The sequence below is a fragment of the Streptomyces sp. NPDC029164 genome, from assembly GCF_055563995.1.
Window position 1 is genome coordinate 78,735 of the sequence record NZ_JBVHWW010000028.1, and the last position, 13,540, is coordinate 92,274.

At 71.0% G+C, this 13,540-nt stretch carries 11 protein-coding genes and 4 tRNA genes; 10 read left to right on the plus strand and 5 right to left on the minus strand.

Annotation, left to right across the window (positions count from 1 at the left end; translation table 11 throughout):
• Window positions 1-125: 125 nt before the first annotated feature.
• Together ACZ4VT_RS25810 and bldC are read left to right on the plus strand one after the other, a co-directional pair.
• On the plus strand, window positions 126-980 hold the full coding sequence (locus tag ACZ4VT_RS25810; protein WP_467953051.1) for a DUF8083 family protein: 855 nt from the start codon (window positions 126-128) through the stop codon (window positions 978-980).
• 567 nt (window positions 981-1,547) lie between these two features.
• Complete coding sequence (gene bldC, locus ACZ4VT_RS25815; protein WP_003949541.1) at window positions 1,548-1,754, plus strand: developmental transcriptional regulator BldC; 207 nt, start codon at window positions 1,548-1,550, stop codon at window positions 1,752-1,754.
• Window positions 1,755-2,366: 612 nt separating this feature from the next.
• On the opposite strand, the gene ACZ4VT_RS25820 is transcribed toward bldC, so the two are convergent.
• Window positions 2,367-2,440: transfer RNA gene (locus ACZ4VT_RS25820), tRNA-Asp, on the minus strand.
• 81 nt (window positions 2,441-2,521) lie between these two features.
• Complete coding sequence (gene hrpA / locus ACZ4VT_RS25825; RefSeq protein WP_467953052.1) at window positions 2,522-6,472, minus strand: ATP-dependent RNA helicase HrpA; 3,951 nt, start codon at window positions 6,470-6,472, stop codon at window positions 2,522-2,524.
• A 150-nt stretch (window positions 6,473-6,622) separates the two neighbouring features.
• Between hrpA and ACZ4VT_RS25830 the strand changes: the two genes are divergently transcribed.
• The 3 genes from ACZ4VT_RS25830 to ACZ4VT_RS25840 are packed head-to-tail and all read left to right on the plus strand — an operon-like array spanning window position 6,623 to window position 8,589.
• Window positions 6,623-6,967: a hypothetical protein gene (locus tag ACZ4VT_RS25830; protein WP_467953053.1), complete on the plus strand. Its 345-nt coding sequence runs from the start codon at window positions 6,623-6,625 to the stop codon at window positions 6,965-6,967.
• Window positions 6,968-7,021: 54 nt separating this feature from the next.
• Complete coding sequence (locus ACZ4VT_RS25835; protein WP_467953054.1) at window positions 7,022-7,750, plus strand: DsbA family protein; 729 nt, start codon at window positions 7,022-7,024, stop codon at window positions 7,748-7,750.
• Window positions 7,747-8,589, plus strand: a complete 843-nt coding sequence (locus ACZ4VT_RS25840) for a cytochrome c biogenesis CcdA family protein (RefSeq protein ID WP_467953056.1) — start codon at window positions 7,747-7,749, stop codon at window positions 8,587-8,589. The genes ACZ4VT_RS25835 and ACZ4VT_RS25840 overlap by 4 nt, the downstream gene beginning before the upstream one ends.
• A gap of 38 nt (window positions 8,590-8,627) precedes the next feature.
• Here the strand turns inward: ACZ4VT_RS25840 and ACZ4VT_RS25845 are convergent.
• From ACZ4VT_RS25845 to ACZ4VT_RS25855, 3 genes are all read right to left on the minus strand, one after another.
• Window positions 8,628-8,704 (minus strand) — tRNA-Phe (locus ACZ4VT_RS25845).
• A gap of 22 nt (window positions 8,705-8,726) precedes the next feature.
• Window positions 8,727-8,800 (minus strand) — tRNA-Asp (locus ACZ4VT_RS25850).
• A gap of 39 nt (window positions 8,801-8,839) precedes the next feature.
• Window positions 8,840-8,912, minus strand: a tRNA-Glu gene (locus ACZ4VT_RS25855).
• Window positions 8,913-9,040: 128 nt separating this feature from the next.
• Here ACZ4VT_RS25855 and ACZ4VT_RS25860 point away from each other — a divergent pair.
• The 5 genes from ACZ4VT_RS25860 (at window position 9,041) to ACZ4VT_RS25880 (ending at window position 13,467) form a co-directional block, all read left to right on the plus strand.
• The gene (locus ACZ4VT_RS25860; protein ID WP_030012899.1) at window positions 9,041-9,391 is read left to right on the plus strand and encodes a metallopeptidase family protein; all 351 of its coding nucleotides are present in this window, start codon (window positions 9,041-9,043) and stop codon (window positions 9,389-9,391) included.
• On the plus strand, window positions 9,388-9,903 hold the full coding sequence (locus ACZ4VT_RS25865) for a FluC/FEX family fluoride channel (protein WP_467953057.1): 516 nt from the start codon (window positions 9,388-9,390) through the stop codon (window positions 9,901-9,903). The genes ACZ4VT_RS25860 and ACZ4VT_RS25865 overlap by 4 nt, the downstream gene beginning before the upstream one ends.
• Entirely contained in the window at window positions 9,900-10,274 is a 375-nt protein-coding gene (crcB, locus tag ACZ4VT_RS25870) for a fluoride efflux transporter CrcB (protein WP_467953059.1), read from the plus strand. Before ACZ4VT_RS25865 ends, crcB begins: the two co-directional genes overlap by 4 nt.
• A 94-nt stretch (window positions 10,275-10,368) precedes the next feature.
• Complete coding sequence (locus ACZ4VT_RS25875; protein ID WP_467953061.1) at window positions 10,369-10,944, plus strand: hypothetical protein; 576 nt, start codon at window positions 10,369-10,371, stop codon at window positions 10,942-10,944.
• 297 nt (window positions 10,945-11,241) lie between these two features.
• Window positions 11,242-13,467, plus strand: coding sequence for a DEAD/DEAH box helicase (locus ACZ4VT_RS25880; protein WP_467953063.1), 2,226 nt, complete (start codon window positions 11,242-11,244; stop codon window positions 13,465-13,467).
• Window positions 13,468-13,540: the final 73 nt, after the last annotated feature.

Below are 13,540 nucleotides of genomic sequence, written 5' to 3' on the forward strand. Positions count from 1 at the left end.
TGCGGGCCCCGCGTAGGCGTCCTGTCCGGGGATCGGAACACACTCGGAGTACGAGGCCCCCGGGGCGGGGCGGGCGGGAGCGGCCCGGAGGTGAACCGGGCCCTCAAAAGGGGGAGTACGAGAGCGTGAGCGAATCCCCCGAACCCCTGCTGCCGTCCGCGCGCTCGGCGCCGACCGTCCCGTACGCCTCCTACCTGCGCGTCTACGAGCCCCTGGTCGCCTTCGCGGAGCCGGAGCGCACGCACTGGGCCGCGTACGCCCGGCGGGGGGTGACCCCGACCGCCCAGGACGAACTGCGCAAGTCGCTCGCGGACTTGGTTCGGGTCCCCGTGGTGGGCGTGCCGGCGCACGAGAGCGCGGACGCCTTCACGGCGCAGGTGGACGGGGTGCTGCTGGTCTGCCCGTGGCGGACCCGGCTCCGGGGCTGGCTGGCGCTGGAGGAGCTGGTCGCGTCGTTCCCGCTTCCCGTGCTGGACGCCGCGCTCCCGCCGGGGACGCGCCGGCGGGCGGCCGAGGAGTACGAGCGCTGGCGCGAGCGGAACCCGGACGCGCGCCCCTGGATCCGGACGGGCGTGTGGCAGATCCCGCTGCGCTGGTTCGTCCTGGTGGCCGACGAGGAGCGGGAGTACGTGCCGGGCGAGCGGCTGCGCTACCGGACGCCGATGGTGCAGGCCCGCCGGCGGCTCGCCCGGGCCCTGCGGACCCTGCGCGACGCGGAGGGGTACGGGATGCTCGCCGAGGGGCTGGTGGAGGTCGGGAGCTGGCTGGAGGAGTTCCACCCGCGGTCGATGGTCGAGCTGGACTACGGGGGGCTGCTGCACGCACTGCCGGCGGACCGGCTGGCGGCCGACCGCTCGGCCGGGGACCTGGCGGCGGGGATCGCGGCGCTGCGGGCCGGGGACCGGGAGGGGGCGTCCGAGGTCTACGGGGAGCTGGCGGAGCGGTGGCGGGCGGTCCGGGAGCGACTTTTCGCGAATTAGGCCAAAAGTGGCCTGTGTGGCTTTTTTCTCCCCCATGGCCCGCGTACGTACTGTGGCGTATCGGTCGATCGGCCAATAATGGCTGATCAGAGCCCTGATCGTAAGATTTGGGACGTAGTACCAGGACCTACGTCCCGATACGGGCCATTGGCCCAAGCGTGACGGACCGCACTAACCACACCCTTGCGCCCTTCCCCTACCCTCGTGCCAAAATAGGACAAGGAGTCCGGGGAGGGTTCCTTCCGCCCAACTAAGGGCGGAATGCTCGGCATTGCGCTCTACGGGGGGTCTGACGACTCCTGATCGCTCTGTGACTGATCGTCACAGTGGGGTGACTGTCCGTTATGGGACGGTCCATCGGCTTCCGCCGCTGATGAACACCTCGGAGGGCAATTCCGTCGGTTTGGCCGTCGAGGCTGGACGGATGGTGTAGTTGTAGTGCCGAGGACAAGCCGTTCGTCCTATAACCGACTCGGCCCGCGTATGTCCATTTCGGGCAACGCGGGCCAAGGTGCAGAATTTAGAGGAAAGAACCGAGATGGTTCGGTTCTCCCGAGGAGGCCGCTCATGACCGCTCGCACCCCTGATGCCGAGCCGCTGCTGACCCCGGCTGAGGTTGCCACGATGTTCCGCGTGGACCCGAAGACGGTCACCCGCTGGGCCAAGGCTGGCAAGCTCACGTCCATCCGCACCCTGGGTGGACACCGCCGATACCGCGAGGCCGAGGTTCGCGCACTGCTCGCGGGAATTCCGCAGCAGCGCAGCGAGGCCTGAGGTCGCGTAAACACCCCGCTTTAACGGGTCTATATCGGGTCCCCCAATCCGATGAAACCCACATGGCTTCATACGACGGAGCCTGCCCCAACAGGTCTCTGTCGTTCGATCGCGCTGGACTCCGCCGGGTCCAGCGCGATCTTTTTTATGCCCAGGTCAGGGCGGTGCGGATCGCTGCGCGGGGCTCGACGGGGGTGGGTGCCATTGCACATATTAAATCGAGCGGGCGTAGGGATGCGATAAAAGTAGGAGTCTCAAAAACTCGTGCGGTGACACCCGTCACAGATGATCACTCTTGTATATCCGGTAATGCACCCCGTAAAGGGGATGTGCCCGGCGGGGCGCATCACGCGAACGGGGGATTCTCTCCCGGAGCCGTCACAGGGGGTGCCCCACGGCTCCGCGGCCCTCACCGACTCCCACGGGTGGCTCCGGCGCCGGCACCGGCCCGTGGCCTCGTGGCGCGTACGGACCGCGTACAGACCGCGTGCGGACCGCGTACCGGCTCCGTGCGGGCCTCCGGCGGCCCCGGAGCCCCCAGGCGCCCGTGTGTTGGCCCGGCAACGCGTCAGGGCCCGCATCCCCTGGGGGATGCGGGCCCTGACGTTTCTGCGAACCTGACGGGACTTGAACCCGCGACCTCCACCTTGACAGGGTGGCGAGCTAACCAACTGCTCCACAGGTCCTTGATTTGCGGCCGCTCGGCGGCTGCGAATCAGACTGTACCGCAGCTCAGGGGGTGCAGTCGAACCGGAGCACGGAGCAGGTCATCGGGCCGACGGCGGGGCCGCCGCGTCCACCGCCTTCACGATGCGCTTGTCGGAGATCGGATACGCCGTGCCGAGCGCGTGCGCGAAGTAACTGACCCGCAGTTCCTCGATCATCCAGCGGATGTCGGTGACCGTCGCCGGCACCGGCCGCCCCTTCGGGAGCTGCTCCAGCAGCCAGGCGTACTCGTCCTGCATCTCGTGGACCTTCTCCATGCGCGTGGTGTCGCGCTGGACGCCCGTGGGCATCTGCTGGAGCCGCCGGTCCACCGCCACCAGATAGCGCATCAGGTCCGGCAGCCGGCGCAGTCCGGTGAGCGTGACGAACCCGGCCGGCATGAGGGCCGCCAGCTGCGTCTTGACGTCCTGGAGGTTGGCGACCAGGGCGAGGCTGCCGGTGGCCTTCAGGCGGCGCTCACAGGCCTGCCAGGCGGCCAGCACCTGCTGGACCTGGCTCACCGTCCGCACGGTCGTGTCGACGAGGTCGGCGCGGACGGCCTCGTAGAGCCCGCGGAAGCCCGCCTCGTCCCACGCGGGGCCGCCGTGGTCCGCGATCAGCCTGTCGGTCGCCGCGGTCGCGCAGTCGTCGAACAGCGCCTGGATGGAGCCGTGCGGGTTCCTGGACAGGGCCAGCTTCTGCTGGTTGGTCAGGTGGTCCGAGGCGAACTTCGCCGGGTTCACCGGGATGTTCAGCAGGATGAGGCGCCGGGTGCCCAGCCACATCGCCTGCTGTTGCTCGGCCTCGGTGTCGAAGAGCCGTACGGACACGCTCGCGCCCTCGTCCACCAGCGCCGGGTAAGCCTTCACCGGCTGCCCGGCCCGCCGTGTCTCGAAGACCTTGGTCAGCGCGCCGATCGTCCAGTCCGTCAGACCGGTCCGCTCCACCGACTCCCCGCCCGCCCGCTCGGCGGTGGCCGCGGCGGCCTTGGAGAGGGCCTGGCGGGCCTTGGGCTTCAGAGCGAGCCTCAGGGTCTCCAGGTCCTTGTCCTCGGCGAGGTTCTTGCGGCGCTCGTCGATGATCCGGAAGGTGATCTTCAGGTGGTCCGGGACCCGGCCGAGGTCGAAGTCCTCGGCCGAGACCGGGACGCCCACCATCCGCTGGAGCTCACGCGCCAGCGTCACGGGCAGCGGCTCCTGCAGGGGCACCGCCGTGTCGAGGAAGCGCGTCGCGAAGTTCGGCGCGGGCACGTAGTGCCGGCGGATCGGTTTCGGCAGCGAGCGGATCAGCTCGGTGACGACCTCCTCGCGCAGGCCCGGGATCTGCCAGTCGAAGCCCTCGTCGGTGACCTGGTTCAGCACCTGGAGCGGGATGTGGACGGTCACGCCGTCCGCGTCCGCGCCCGGCTCGAACTGGTAGGTCACGCGGAACTTCAGCTGCCCCTGCCGCCAGGTGTCCGGGTAGTCGGCCTTGGTGACCCCGGCCGCCTTCTCGGTGAGCAGCATCTCCCGCTCGAAGTCGAGGAGTTCCGGCTCCTCGCGCTTCTTGTGCTTCCACCAGGAGTCGAAGTGCGCCCCGGAGACCACGTGGGCGGGGACCTTCTGGTCGTAGAAGTCGAACAGGGTCTCGTCGTCCACGACGATGTCGCGGCGCCGGGCCCGGTTCTCCAGCTCCTCCACCTCGGTGAGGAGCTTGCGGTTGTCGGCGTAGAACTTGTGGTGCGTGCGCCAGTCGCCCTCGACCAGCGCGTTGCGGATGAACAGCTCGCGCGATACCTCCGGGTCGATCCGGCCGTAGTTGATCTTCCGCTGGGCGACGATCGGGACGCCGTACAGCGTGACCTTCTCGTACGCCATCACGGCCGCCTGGTCCTTCTCCCAGTGCGGCTCGCTGTACGTGCGCTTGATCAGGTGCTGGGCCAGCGGCTCGACCCACTCGGGCTCCACCTTGGCGTTCACCCGGGCCCACAGCCGCGAGGTCTCCACGAGCTCGGCCGACATCACGAACTTCGGCTGCTTCTTGAAGAGCGAGGAGCCGGGGAAGATCGCGAACTTCGCCGAGCGGGCTCCCAGGTACTCGTTCTTGTCGGTGTCCTTGAGCCCGATGTGGGACAGCAGACCGGCCAGCAGCGAGACGTGGATGACCTGCTCGGGGGCATCGGCCTCGTTGACGTGGATGCCCATGCTCTTGGCGACCGTGCGCAGCTGCGAGTAGATGTCCTGCCACTCGCGGATCCGCAGGAAGTTCAGGTACTCCTGCTTGCACATCCGGCGGAAGGAGGAGGAGCCGCGCTCCTTCTGCTGCTCGCGGACGTAACGCCACATGTTCAGGTACGAGAGGAAGTCGCTGGTCTCGTCCTTGAAGCGGGCGTGGTTCTGATCGGCCTGGGTCTGCTTGTCCGAGGGCCGCTCGCGCGGGTCCTGGATGGACAGGGCCGCCGCGATGACCATGACCTCGCGGACGCAGTTGTTCTTGTCGGCCTCGATGACCATGCGGGCGAGCCGCGGGTCCACCGGGAGCTGGGACAGCTGGCGGCCCATCTGCGTGAGCCGCTTCTTGGGGTCCTTCTCCGCCGGGTCGAGCGCCCCGAGCTCCTGGAGGAGCTGTACGCCGTCGCGGATGTTGCGGTGGTCCGGCGGGTCGATGAAGGGGAACTTCTCGATCTCGCCGAGGCCGGCCGCGGTCATCTGCAGGATGACGGAGGCCAGGTTGGTGCGCAGGATCTCGGCGTCGGTGAACTCGGGACGGGCGTTGAAGTCGTCCTCGGAGTACAGCCGGATGCAGATGCCGTCGGAGGTACGGCCGCAGCGGCCCTTGCGCTGGTTGGCGCTGGCCTGCGAGATCCGCTCGATCGGCAGCCGCTGGACCTTGGTGCGGTGGCTGTAGCGGGAGATCCGGGCGGTGCCCGGGTCGATCACGTACTTGATGCCCGGGACGGTCAGGGAGGTCTCGGCGACGTTGGTGGCGAGGACGATCCGGCGGACCGTTCCCGCAGCGGGCCTCTGGAACACACGGTGCTGCTCGGCGTGCGAGAGGCGCGCGTAGAGGGGGAGCACCTCGGTGAAGCGGAGCTTGCGCTTCTCCAGCGCGTCCGCCGTGTCGCGGATCTCGCGCTCGCCGGAGAGGAAGACCAGGATGTCGCCCCCGCCCCCGCCCTCGGACTGGAGCTCGTCCACGGCCTCGCAGATCGCGGTGATCTGGTCGCGGTCGCTGTCCTCGGAATCGTCCTCCAGGAGGGGCCGGTAGCGGACCTCCACCGGGTACGTCCGCCCGCTGACCTCGACGATCGGCGCGTCGCCGAAGTGCCGGGAGAAGCGCTCGGGGTCGATCGTCGCCGAGGTGATGATCACCTTCAGGTCGGGGCGCTTGGGCAGCAGCGTGGCCAGGTAGCCGAGCAGGAAGTCGATGTTCAGCGACCGCTCGTGGGCCTCGTCGATGATGATCGTGTCGTACGCGCGCAGCTCGCGGTCCGTCTGGATCTCGGCGAGCAGGATGCCGTCCGTCATCAGCTTCACGAAGGTCGCGTCCTGGTCCACCTGGTCGGTGAACCGGACCTTCCAGCCGACGGTCTGGCCGATCTCGGACTTCAGCTCCTCCGCGATGCGCTCCGCGACGGTGCGCGCCGCGAGCCGGCGGGGCTGGGTGTGTCCGATCATGCCCCGGACGCCGCGCCCCAGCTCCATGCAGATCTTGGGGATCTGCGTGGTCTTGCCGGAACCGGTCTCACCGGCGACGATCACGACCTGGTGGTCGCGTATCGCCTCGGCGATCTCGTCCTTCTTCTGGCTGACGGGAAGGTTCTCGGGATACGTGACCTCCGGCATCCGCGAGGCGCGCCCGGCCAGTCGCGCGGCGGCCTTTTCGGCCTCCGCGGCGATCTCGTCGAGCACGGCCTGCCTGGCCTCGGGCTTGCGGATGCGGCGGGCGCCTTCGAGGCGGCGGCCGAGGCGGTGCGCGTCACGGAGGGAGATCTCACCGAGAAGCGTCTGCAGGGCGGCGAAGGAAGTAGACATACCTGATCGAGGATCTCACCTGGGCCCTCCGGGTGGCGAACGCATTTGTCGGGCGGACCCGTACCATTTCGGGACGACTCAGTCAGCCGTACGTATGAGAGGCAGCCCACCTTGTCCCGCCCCCGCCGTTTGGCCCGCGCCGCTCTGACGGTGTGGGTAGGCCTGGCGGCAACGGTGGCGGTCCTGGCGGTGCTGCTCCCGGCCGCGTCCGCTCCCGCCTCTCCGGAGCCGACGGCGGGCCCGGCGGTCGCCGCCGCCTCCGGATTCCTCGCGGCCTCCGACGACGGTGGTCCGGCCTGTGCCCCCGGGGCCCCCGATCACGGCGGGCTCCCCGCCGGGCCGGCCCGGGCCGGGGGCGAGCACGCGCACGTACCGCCGGCGCGGCCGGTGCCCGAGGGGGCGCGGCCGTACGCGGCGATGCCCGTACGGGTCCTCGTACGCGGTCCGGACCGGCCGGCGCCCGGCCCGGTGGAGCTGTCCGTGATGCGGGTCTAGGAGGGCCGCTCCCCCACCGGTCCGCCTCACCACCCGCAGCACTGGAGCACTCGCGTGTCCTCTCCTTCCTCCCGTTCCTCCTCCCGCAAGCCCCTCCTGTACGCCGCCGGGGTCGCCGTCGCCGCGATCACCCTCGGCCTCGTCTCCTGGCAGGCCACCGCCCCCGCCGAGAAGCGCTCCGCGGGCTCCTCCGCCGCGGCCGCGCCCCGGACGGACCCCGCCGCCGGACTCAGGGCCCTGGCCCGCCGCGAGTCCGGCGACAAGCTCGCCGTGGGCCGCGCCGACGCGCCCGTGGTGCTGATCGAGTACTCCGACTTCAAGTGCGGCTACTGCGGCAAGTTCGCCCGGGACACCGAACCCGAACTGGTGAAGAAGTACGTCGAGGAGGGCACCCTGCGCATCGAGTGGCGCAACTTCCCGATCTTCGGCGCCGACTCCGAGGCCGCCGCCAAGGCCGCCTGGGCGGCCGGGCAGCAGGACCGGTTCACCGCCTTCCACGCGGCCGCGTACGCCGACGGCTCCAAGGAGAAGGGCTTCGCCGAGCCGCGGCTCGTGGAGCTGGCCCGGGAGGCCGGGGTCCCCGACCTGGAGCGCTTCAAGAAGGACATGGCCGGCGAACAGGCCGCGGCGGCGCTGCGCAAGGACCAGGAGGAGGCCTACCGCATCGGCGTCACCTCCACCCCGTCCTTCCTGCTGGGCGGCAAGCCCATCGCCGGCGCCCAGCCGCTCGGCACCTTCACGGCCGCCATCGCCGAGGCCAAGGCCGCGGCGGCGAAGCAGTGACCGACATCGGATACCTGGCCGCCCTGCTGGGCGGCCTCCTCGCGCTGCTCAGCCCGTGCAGCGCGCTGCTCCTGCCGGCCTTCTTCGCGTACTCGATCGACTCCGCCTCCCGGCTGCTGGCGCGCACCGGGATCTTCTACGCGGGCCTCGCGAGCACCCTCGTACCGCTGGGGGCGGCCGGCTCGTACGCCGGGCGGTTCTTCCACGGCAACCGCGACCAGCTCGTCCTCGCCGGCGGCTGGCTGATCATCGCGCTCGGGCTCGCGCAGATCCTGGGCCTGGGCTTCGCCTCGAAGCGGATCTCGGAGCTGTCGGGCCGGATCCGGCCGACCACCGCCCTGTCGGTGTACGCGCTCGGCGCGGTCTACGGGCTGGCCGGCTTCTGCGCCGGGCCGATCCTGGGCAGTGTCCTGACGGTCGCCGCGGTCAGCGGCAGCCCCGTCTACGGCGGCCTGCTGCTGGCGGTCTACGCACTGGGCATGGCCGTGCCGCTCTTCCTGATGGCCCTGCTGTGGGAGCGGTTCGAGCTGGGCAGGCGGCGCTGGCTGCGCGGGCGGGTCTTCACGGTGGGCCGCTTCGAGTTGCACACCACCTCGCTGCTGTCCGGGCTGTTCTTCATCGCCCTGGGCACGCTGTTCCTCGTCTACGACGGGGCGAGCGCGCTGCCGGGGCTGCTGGACGTGGACGACTCGTTCGCGGTGGAGCAGTGGGTCGGCTCCGTGGCGGACGCGGTCCCGGACCGGACGCTGCTCGGGCTGGTCGCGGCGGGCGCGCTCGCCGCCGGCCTGGTGCAGTGGCGCCGCAGGGCGCGGACGGCGGCGGAGGCCGAGGGGGAGTAACCACAGAAGGCCCCGTCCGATGGACGGGGCCTTCTTGATGGTGGCTGGGGCCGGGGTCGAACCGGCGACCTATCGCTTTTCAGGCGATCGCTCGTACCAACTGAGCTACCCAGCCACGAAACCGTTTCCGGCTTCAGCGATCCTGACGGGACTTGAACCCGCGACCTCCACCTTGACAGGGTGGCGAGCTAACCAACTGCTCCACAGGACCTTGCAGTGTGCGAGAACAAGTCTTGCACACGGTAATGCGTACCCCCAACGGGATTCGAACCCGTGCTACCGCCTTGAAAGGGCGGCGTCCTGGGCCACTAGACGATGAGGGCTAAAGGCCCGCCGGGCACTTCTTCAGCGCGTCGGGGACGTGAGAAGCATATGGGATCCGGGGAGCTATCGCCAAAACGGTTTCTCCCCCGCAAGCGGGAGGCGCCCCCACCGGAGGGACAATGACCGGGTGCTGGAGATGACGCGCGAGGAGTTCGAAGAGCTCGTCGCAGAGGCGCTGGACCGGATCCCGCCGGAGCTGACGCGGCTGATGGACAACGTGGCGGTGTTCGTCGAGGACGAACCACCCGCCGACGACCCCGAGCTGCTCGGGCTGTACGAGGGGACTCCGCTGACGGACCGCGGCGAGTGGTACGCCGGGGTGCTGCCGGACCGGATCACGATCTACCGCAACCCCACGTTGCGGATGTGTGAGGACCGGGAGAGCGTGGTCGCGGAGACGGAGGTCACCGTGGTGCACGAGATCGCCCACCACTTCGGGATCGACGACGAACGGCTGCACGCGCTGGGGTACGGGTGACCGGGCCGGTCCCCGGCGCCGAGGCGATCGACCCGGACGTCGACCTGCACGTCCCCGCGCAGCGCGCCGAGCCGCAGGGCCGGGTGCTCGCGGCGGTGGCGGCGGGCGGGGCCGTCGGGGCCGTGGCACGGTACGGGATCGCCCTGTTGTGGCCGGCCGGGGCCGGGGCCTTCCCGTGGGCGACCCTCTGGATCAACACGTCCGGGTGCGCGCTGATCGGCGTACTGATGGTGCTGATCAGCGAGGGCGGCCGGACCGCGCCGCATCCGCTCCTGCGGCCCTTCGCCGGGGTCGGGGTGCTGGGCGGCTTCACCACCTTCTCCACGTACGCGGCGGACTTCTCGCGGCTCCTCGACGAGGGGGAGGCGGGGACCGCGCTGGCCTATGCCGGACTCACGGTGGTGGCGGCGCTGGGCGCGGTGTGGGCGGCGGCCGCCGTGACCCGGCTCGCGGTCGGGGACGGGGACGGGGGCGGGGACGGGCGCCGGCGGCCGGGCCGGGCCGCCCGGTGAACTGGCTGCTCGTGGTGGTGGGCGCGGTCGTCGGAGCGCCGTTGCGCTATCTGACGGACCGTGCGGTGCAGGCGCGGCACGAGTCCGTCTTCCCGTGGGGCACCTTGGTGGTCAACGCGGCCGCCTGCCTGCTGCTCGGGGTGCTGACCGGCGCGCTGCTGGCGGGGGCCGCCTCCTCGCGGCTGCACCTGCTGCTGGGAACCGGGCTGTGCGGGGCGCTGAGCACGTACTCGACGTTCTCGTACGAGACGCTGCGGCTGGCCGAGCGCGGCCGGCGGTTCCTGGCGGGCGCGAACGTGGTGATGTCGGTGCTCGTGGGGCTCGGCGCGGTGCACCTCGGGTCGCGGGTGGCGGAGCGACTGTTCGGCTGAGGGCGCCGAGGGCGTGTCCCTTGCGGGTCAAAGGGAGTTGGGCACATTGACCCGCTCATGCGGACTCTCACCCTCAGGCTCCGGAGGTGCCCCCGTGCGCCAGTTGTCCGCTTCCCTCCGACTGGCCGTCACCGCGCTCGCGGTCGCGGCGACGGCCGGCTGCATGAGCATCGGCGAGGACGCGGCGAAGCCCGGTCCCTCCTCCTCGGCGGACCGCCGGGGTGGCGCCGAGGCGGGCGCGTCCGTCTCCGGGCGGGGCTCCGGGGTCCACGGCAACGGGCACGGAACGAAGGACGGTACGGGGAACCAGGACGGCAAGCCCAAGGAGGACGGCAAGGCCTCCGGCGCGACCGGGGCCTCGCCCAGTCCGGGCGCGCCGAGCGGCCAGCCGGGCGTGCCCGCGCCGTCGGCGGGCGCGGGCGGCGGCGCGGGCGGGCAGGGCCCGCAGGAGCCCCCGGCGGGTGCTTCGGGCGGCGCGGGCGGCGCGGGCGGTAGTGGCGGGCCGGGCGGCTCCGGGGGCTCCGGCGGATCGGGTGGTTCCGGTGGTGGGCAGCAGCCGGCCAGCCCGACCCCGCAGCCCCCGGCCACGACGCCCCCTGTGACGGAACCCACGCCGGAGCCGCCGAGTCCGCAGCCCGAGCCCACGACCCAGCCGGTGCCCCAGCCCTAGGGCCAGTAGCGGCCCCCGGGGTCCGGTGGAGTGGCCCGGCATGAGGCGTTCTCGCAGGTCAGAGACGTTTCGGTCGGATTGACTTGCCAGACCCCGGGGAGGGTGCGTATGGTTATAGATCGTTTGATCCCATTGCCCGGCGCCGAATCCGAAGAGCGCCGTGTGGCGCGTACTCTCCCTAGCCGTGGCTGACCGCATTGAGGCGGTCGATTTGCGATTCACGGAGTTTGGGCGCGTGCCGAGACTCCGGAAGGTTTCGCATTTCGCATGTCCATTTCCAGTTCTGACCGTTCCGTCATGCCCGAGAACGACTCCAACGAGATCGTCGACGCCGAGGCCCTTGTGGTCACCGAGGCCATCGAGGCCGCTGAGGCCGACGAGATCATCGAGGCCCTTGAGGCCGACGTGACGAACGGTGAGTCCGTCGAGGACTCCATCGACGACGACACCGACTTCGACGACGACGCCGCCGACGCCGAGCCCTCGATCACCTTCGGAGACCTCGGTCTGCCCGAGGGCATCGTGCGCAAGCTCGCCCAGAACGGCGTCACCGCCCCCTTCCCGATCCAGGCCGCGACCATCCCGGACGCCCTGGCCGGCAAGGACATCCTCGGCCGTGGCCGTACCGGCTCCGGCAAGACCCTCTCCTTCGGTCTGCCGACCCTGGCCTCCCTGGCCGGCGGTCACACCGAGAAGAAGAAGCCCCGCGCGATCATCCTCACGCCGACCCGTGAGCTCGCGATGCAGGTCGCGGACGCGCTCCAGCCCTACGGCGACGTGCTCGGCCTGAAGATGAAGGTCGTCTGCGGCGGTACCTCCATGAGCAACCAGATCTACGCCCTGGAGCGCGGTGTCGACGTCCTCGTCGCCACCCCGGGCCGTCTGCGCGACATCATCAACCGCGGCGCCTGCTCCCTGGAGAACGTCAAGATCGCCGTCCTCGACGAGGCCGACCAGATGGCCGACCTGGGCTTCCTGCCCGAGGTCACCGAGCTGCTCGACCAGATCCCCGGCGGCGGCCAGCGCATGCTCTTCTCCGCCACCATGGAGAACGAGATCGGCACCCTGGTCAAGCGCTACCTGTCCAACCCCGTCACGCACGAGGTCGACAGCGCCCAGGGCAACGTCACGACCATGACCCACCACGTCCTCGTCGTGAAGCCGAAGGACAAGGCGCCGGTCACGGCCGCCATCGCCGCCCGCAAGGGCCGCACCATCATCTTCGTCCGCACCCAGCTGGGCGCCGACCGCATCGCCGAGCAGCTCGTCGAGGCCGGCGTGAAGGCCGACGCGCTGCACGGCGGCATGACGCAGGGTGCCCGTACCCGCGTCCTCGCCGACTTCAAGGACGGCTACGTCAACGCGCTCGTCGCCACCGACGTCGCCGCTCGCGGCATCCACGTCGACGGCATCGACCTGGTCCTGAACGTGGACCCGGCCGGCGACCACAAGGACTACCTGCACCGCTCGGGCCGCACCGCCCGTGCCGGCAAGTCGGGCGTCGTGGTCTCCCTCGCCCTGCCGCACCAGCGCCGCCAGATCTTCCGCCTGATGGAGGACGCGGGCGTCGACGCCTCGCGCCACATCGTCCAGGGCGCCGGCGCCTTCGAGCCCGAGGTCGCCGAGATCACCGGTGCCCGTTCGCTGACCGAGGTCCAGGCCGACTCCGCGAACAACGCCGCCAAGCAGGCCGAGCGCGAGGTCGCCGAGCTCACCAAGCAGCTGGAGCGCCTGTCGCGCCGTGCCGTGGAGCTCCGCGAGGAGGCCGACCGCCTGGTCGCCCGCTCCGCCCGTGAGCGCGGCGAGGACCCGGAGGCCGCTGTCGCCGAGGTGGCCGAGGCCGCCGAGGCCGAGGTCGCGGCTGCTGCCGCCGCCGCTGCCGCCGAGATCGCCGCCCAGGAGCGCCGCGAGGAGCAGCGCGCCCAGCGCGACGACCGCGGCAACTTCGAGCGTCGCGACAACCGCGGTGGCGACCGCGGTGGCGACCGCGGCGGTGACCGTGGCGGCTTCCGCGGCGGCGACCGTGGCGGCGACCGTGGTGGCCGTCCGTCCGGTGGCTTCAACCGTGACGACCGTGGTGGCGAGCGTGGCGGTTTCCGTCGCGATGACCGTCCGTCCGGTGGTTTCCGTTCCGGTGGTGACCGTCCGGCCGGTGGTGGCTTCCGTCGCGACGACCGTCCCTCGGGTGGCTTCAACCGCGATGACCGTGGTGGCGACCGTGGTGGCTTCCGTCGCGACGACCGTCCGTCCGGTGGTTTCCGCTCCGGCGGCGACCGTCCGGCCACGGGCAACGGCACCTACAACCGTGACGACCGCCCCTCCGGCGGCTTCCGCTCCGGTGGCGGCGACCGTCCGTTCAACCGCGACCGTCGTGACGACCGTCCCTCCGGCGGCTTCCGCGCCGGCGGCGCCGGCGACCGTCCGTACGGCCGCCGCGACGACCACCGTCCGTCCGGCTCCGGTTCCGCCGGCGGCTTCGGCGGCCGCCGCGACGACAAGCCGCGCTGGAAGCGCAACGGCTGACCACAGCTGAGCTGAACCCCTGACAGGGCCCCCACGACTCCGGTCGCGGGGGCCCTTTCACGTGTTGCTACGA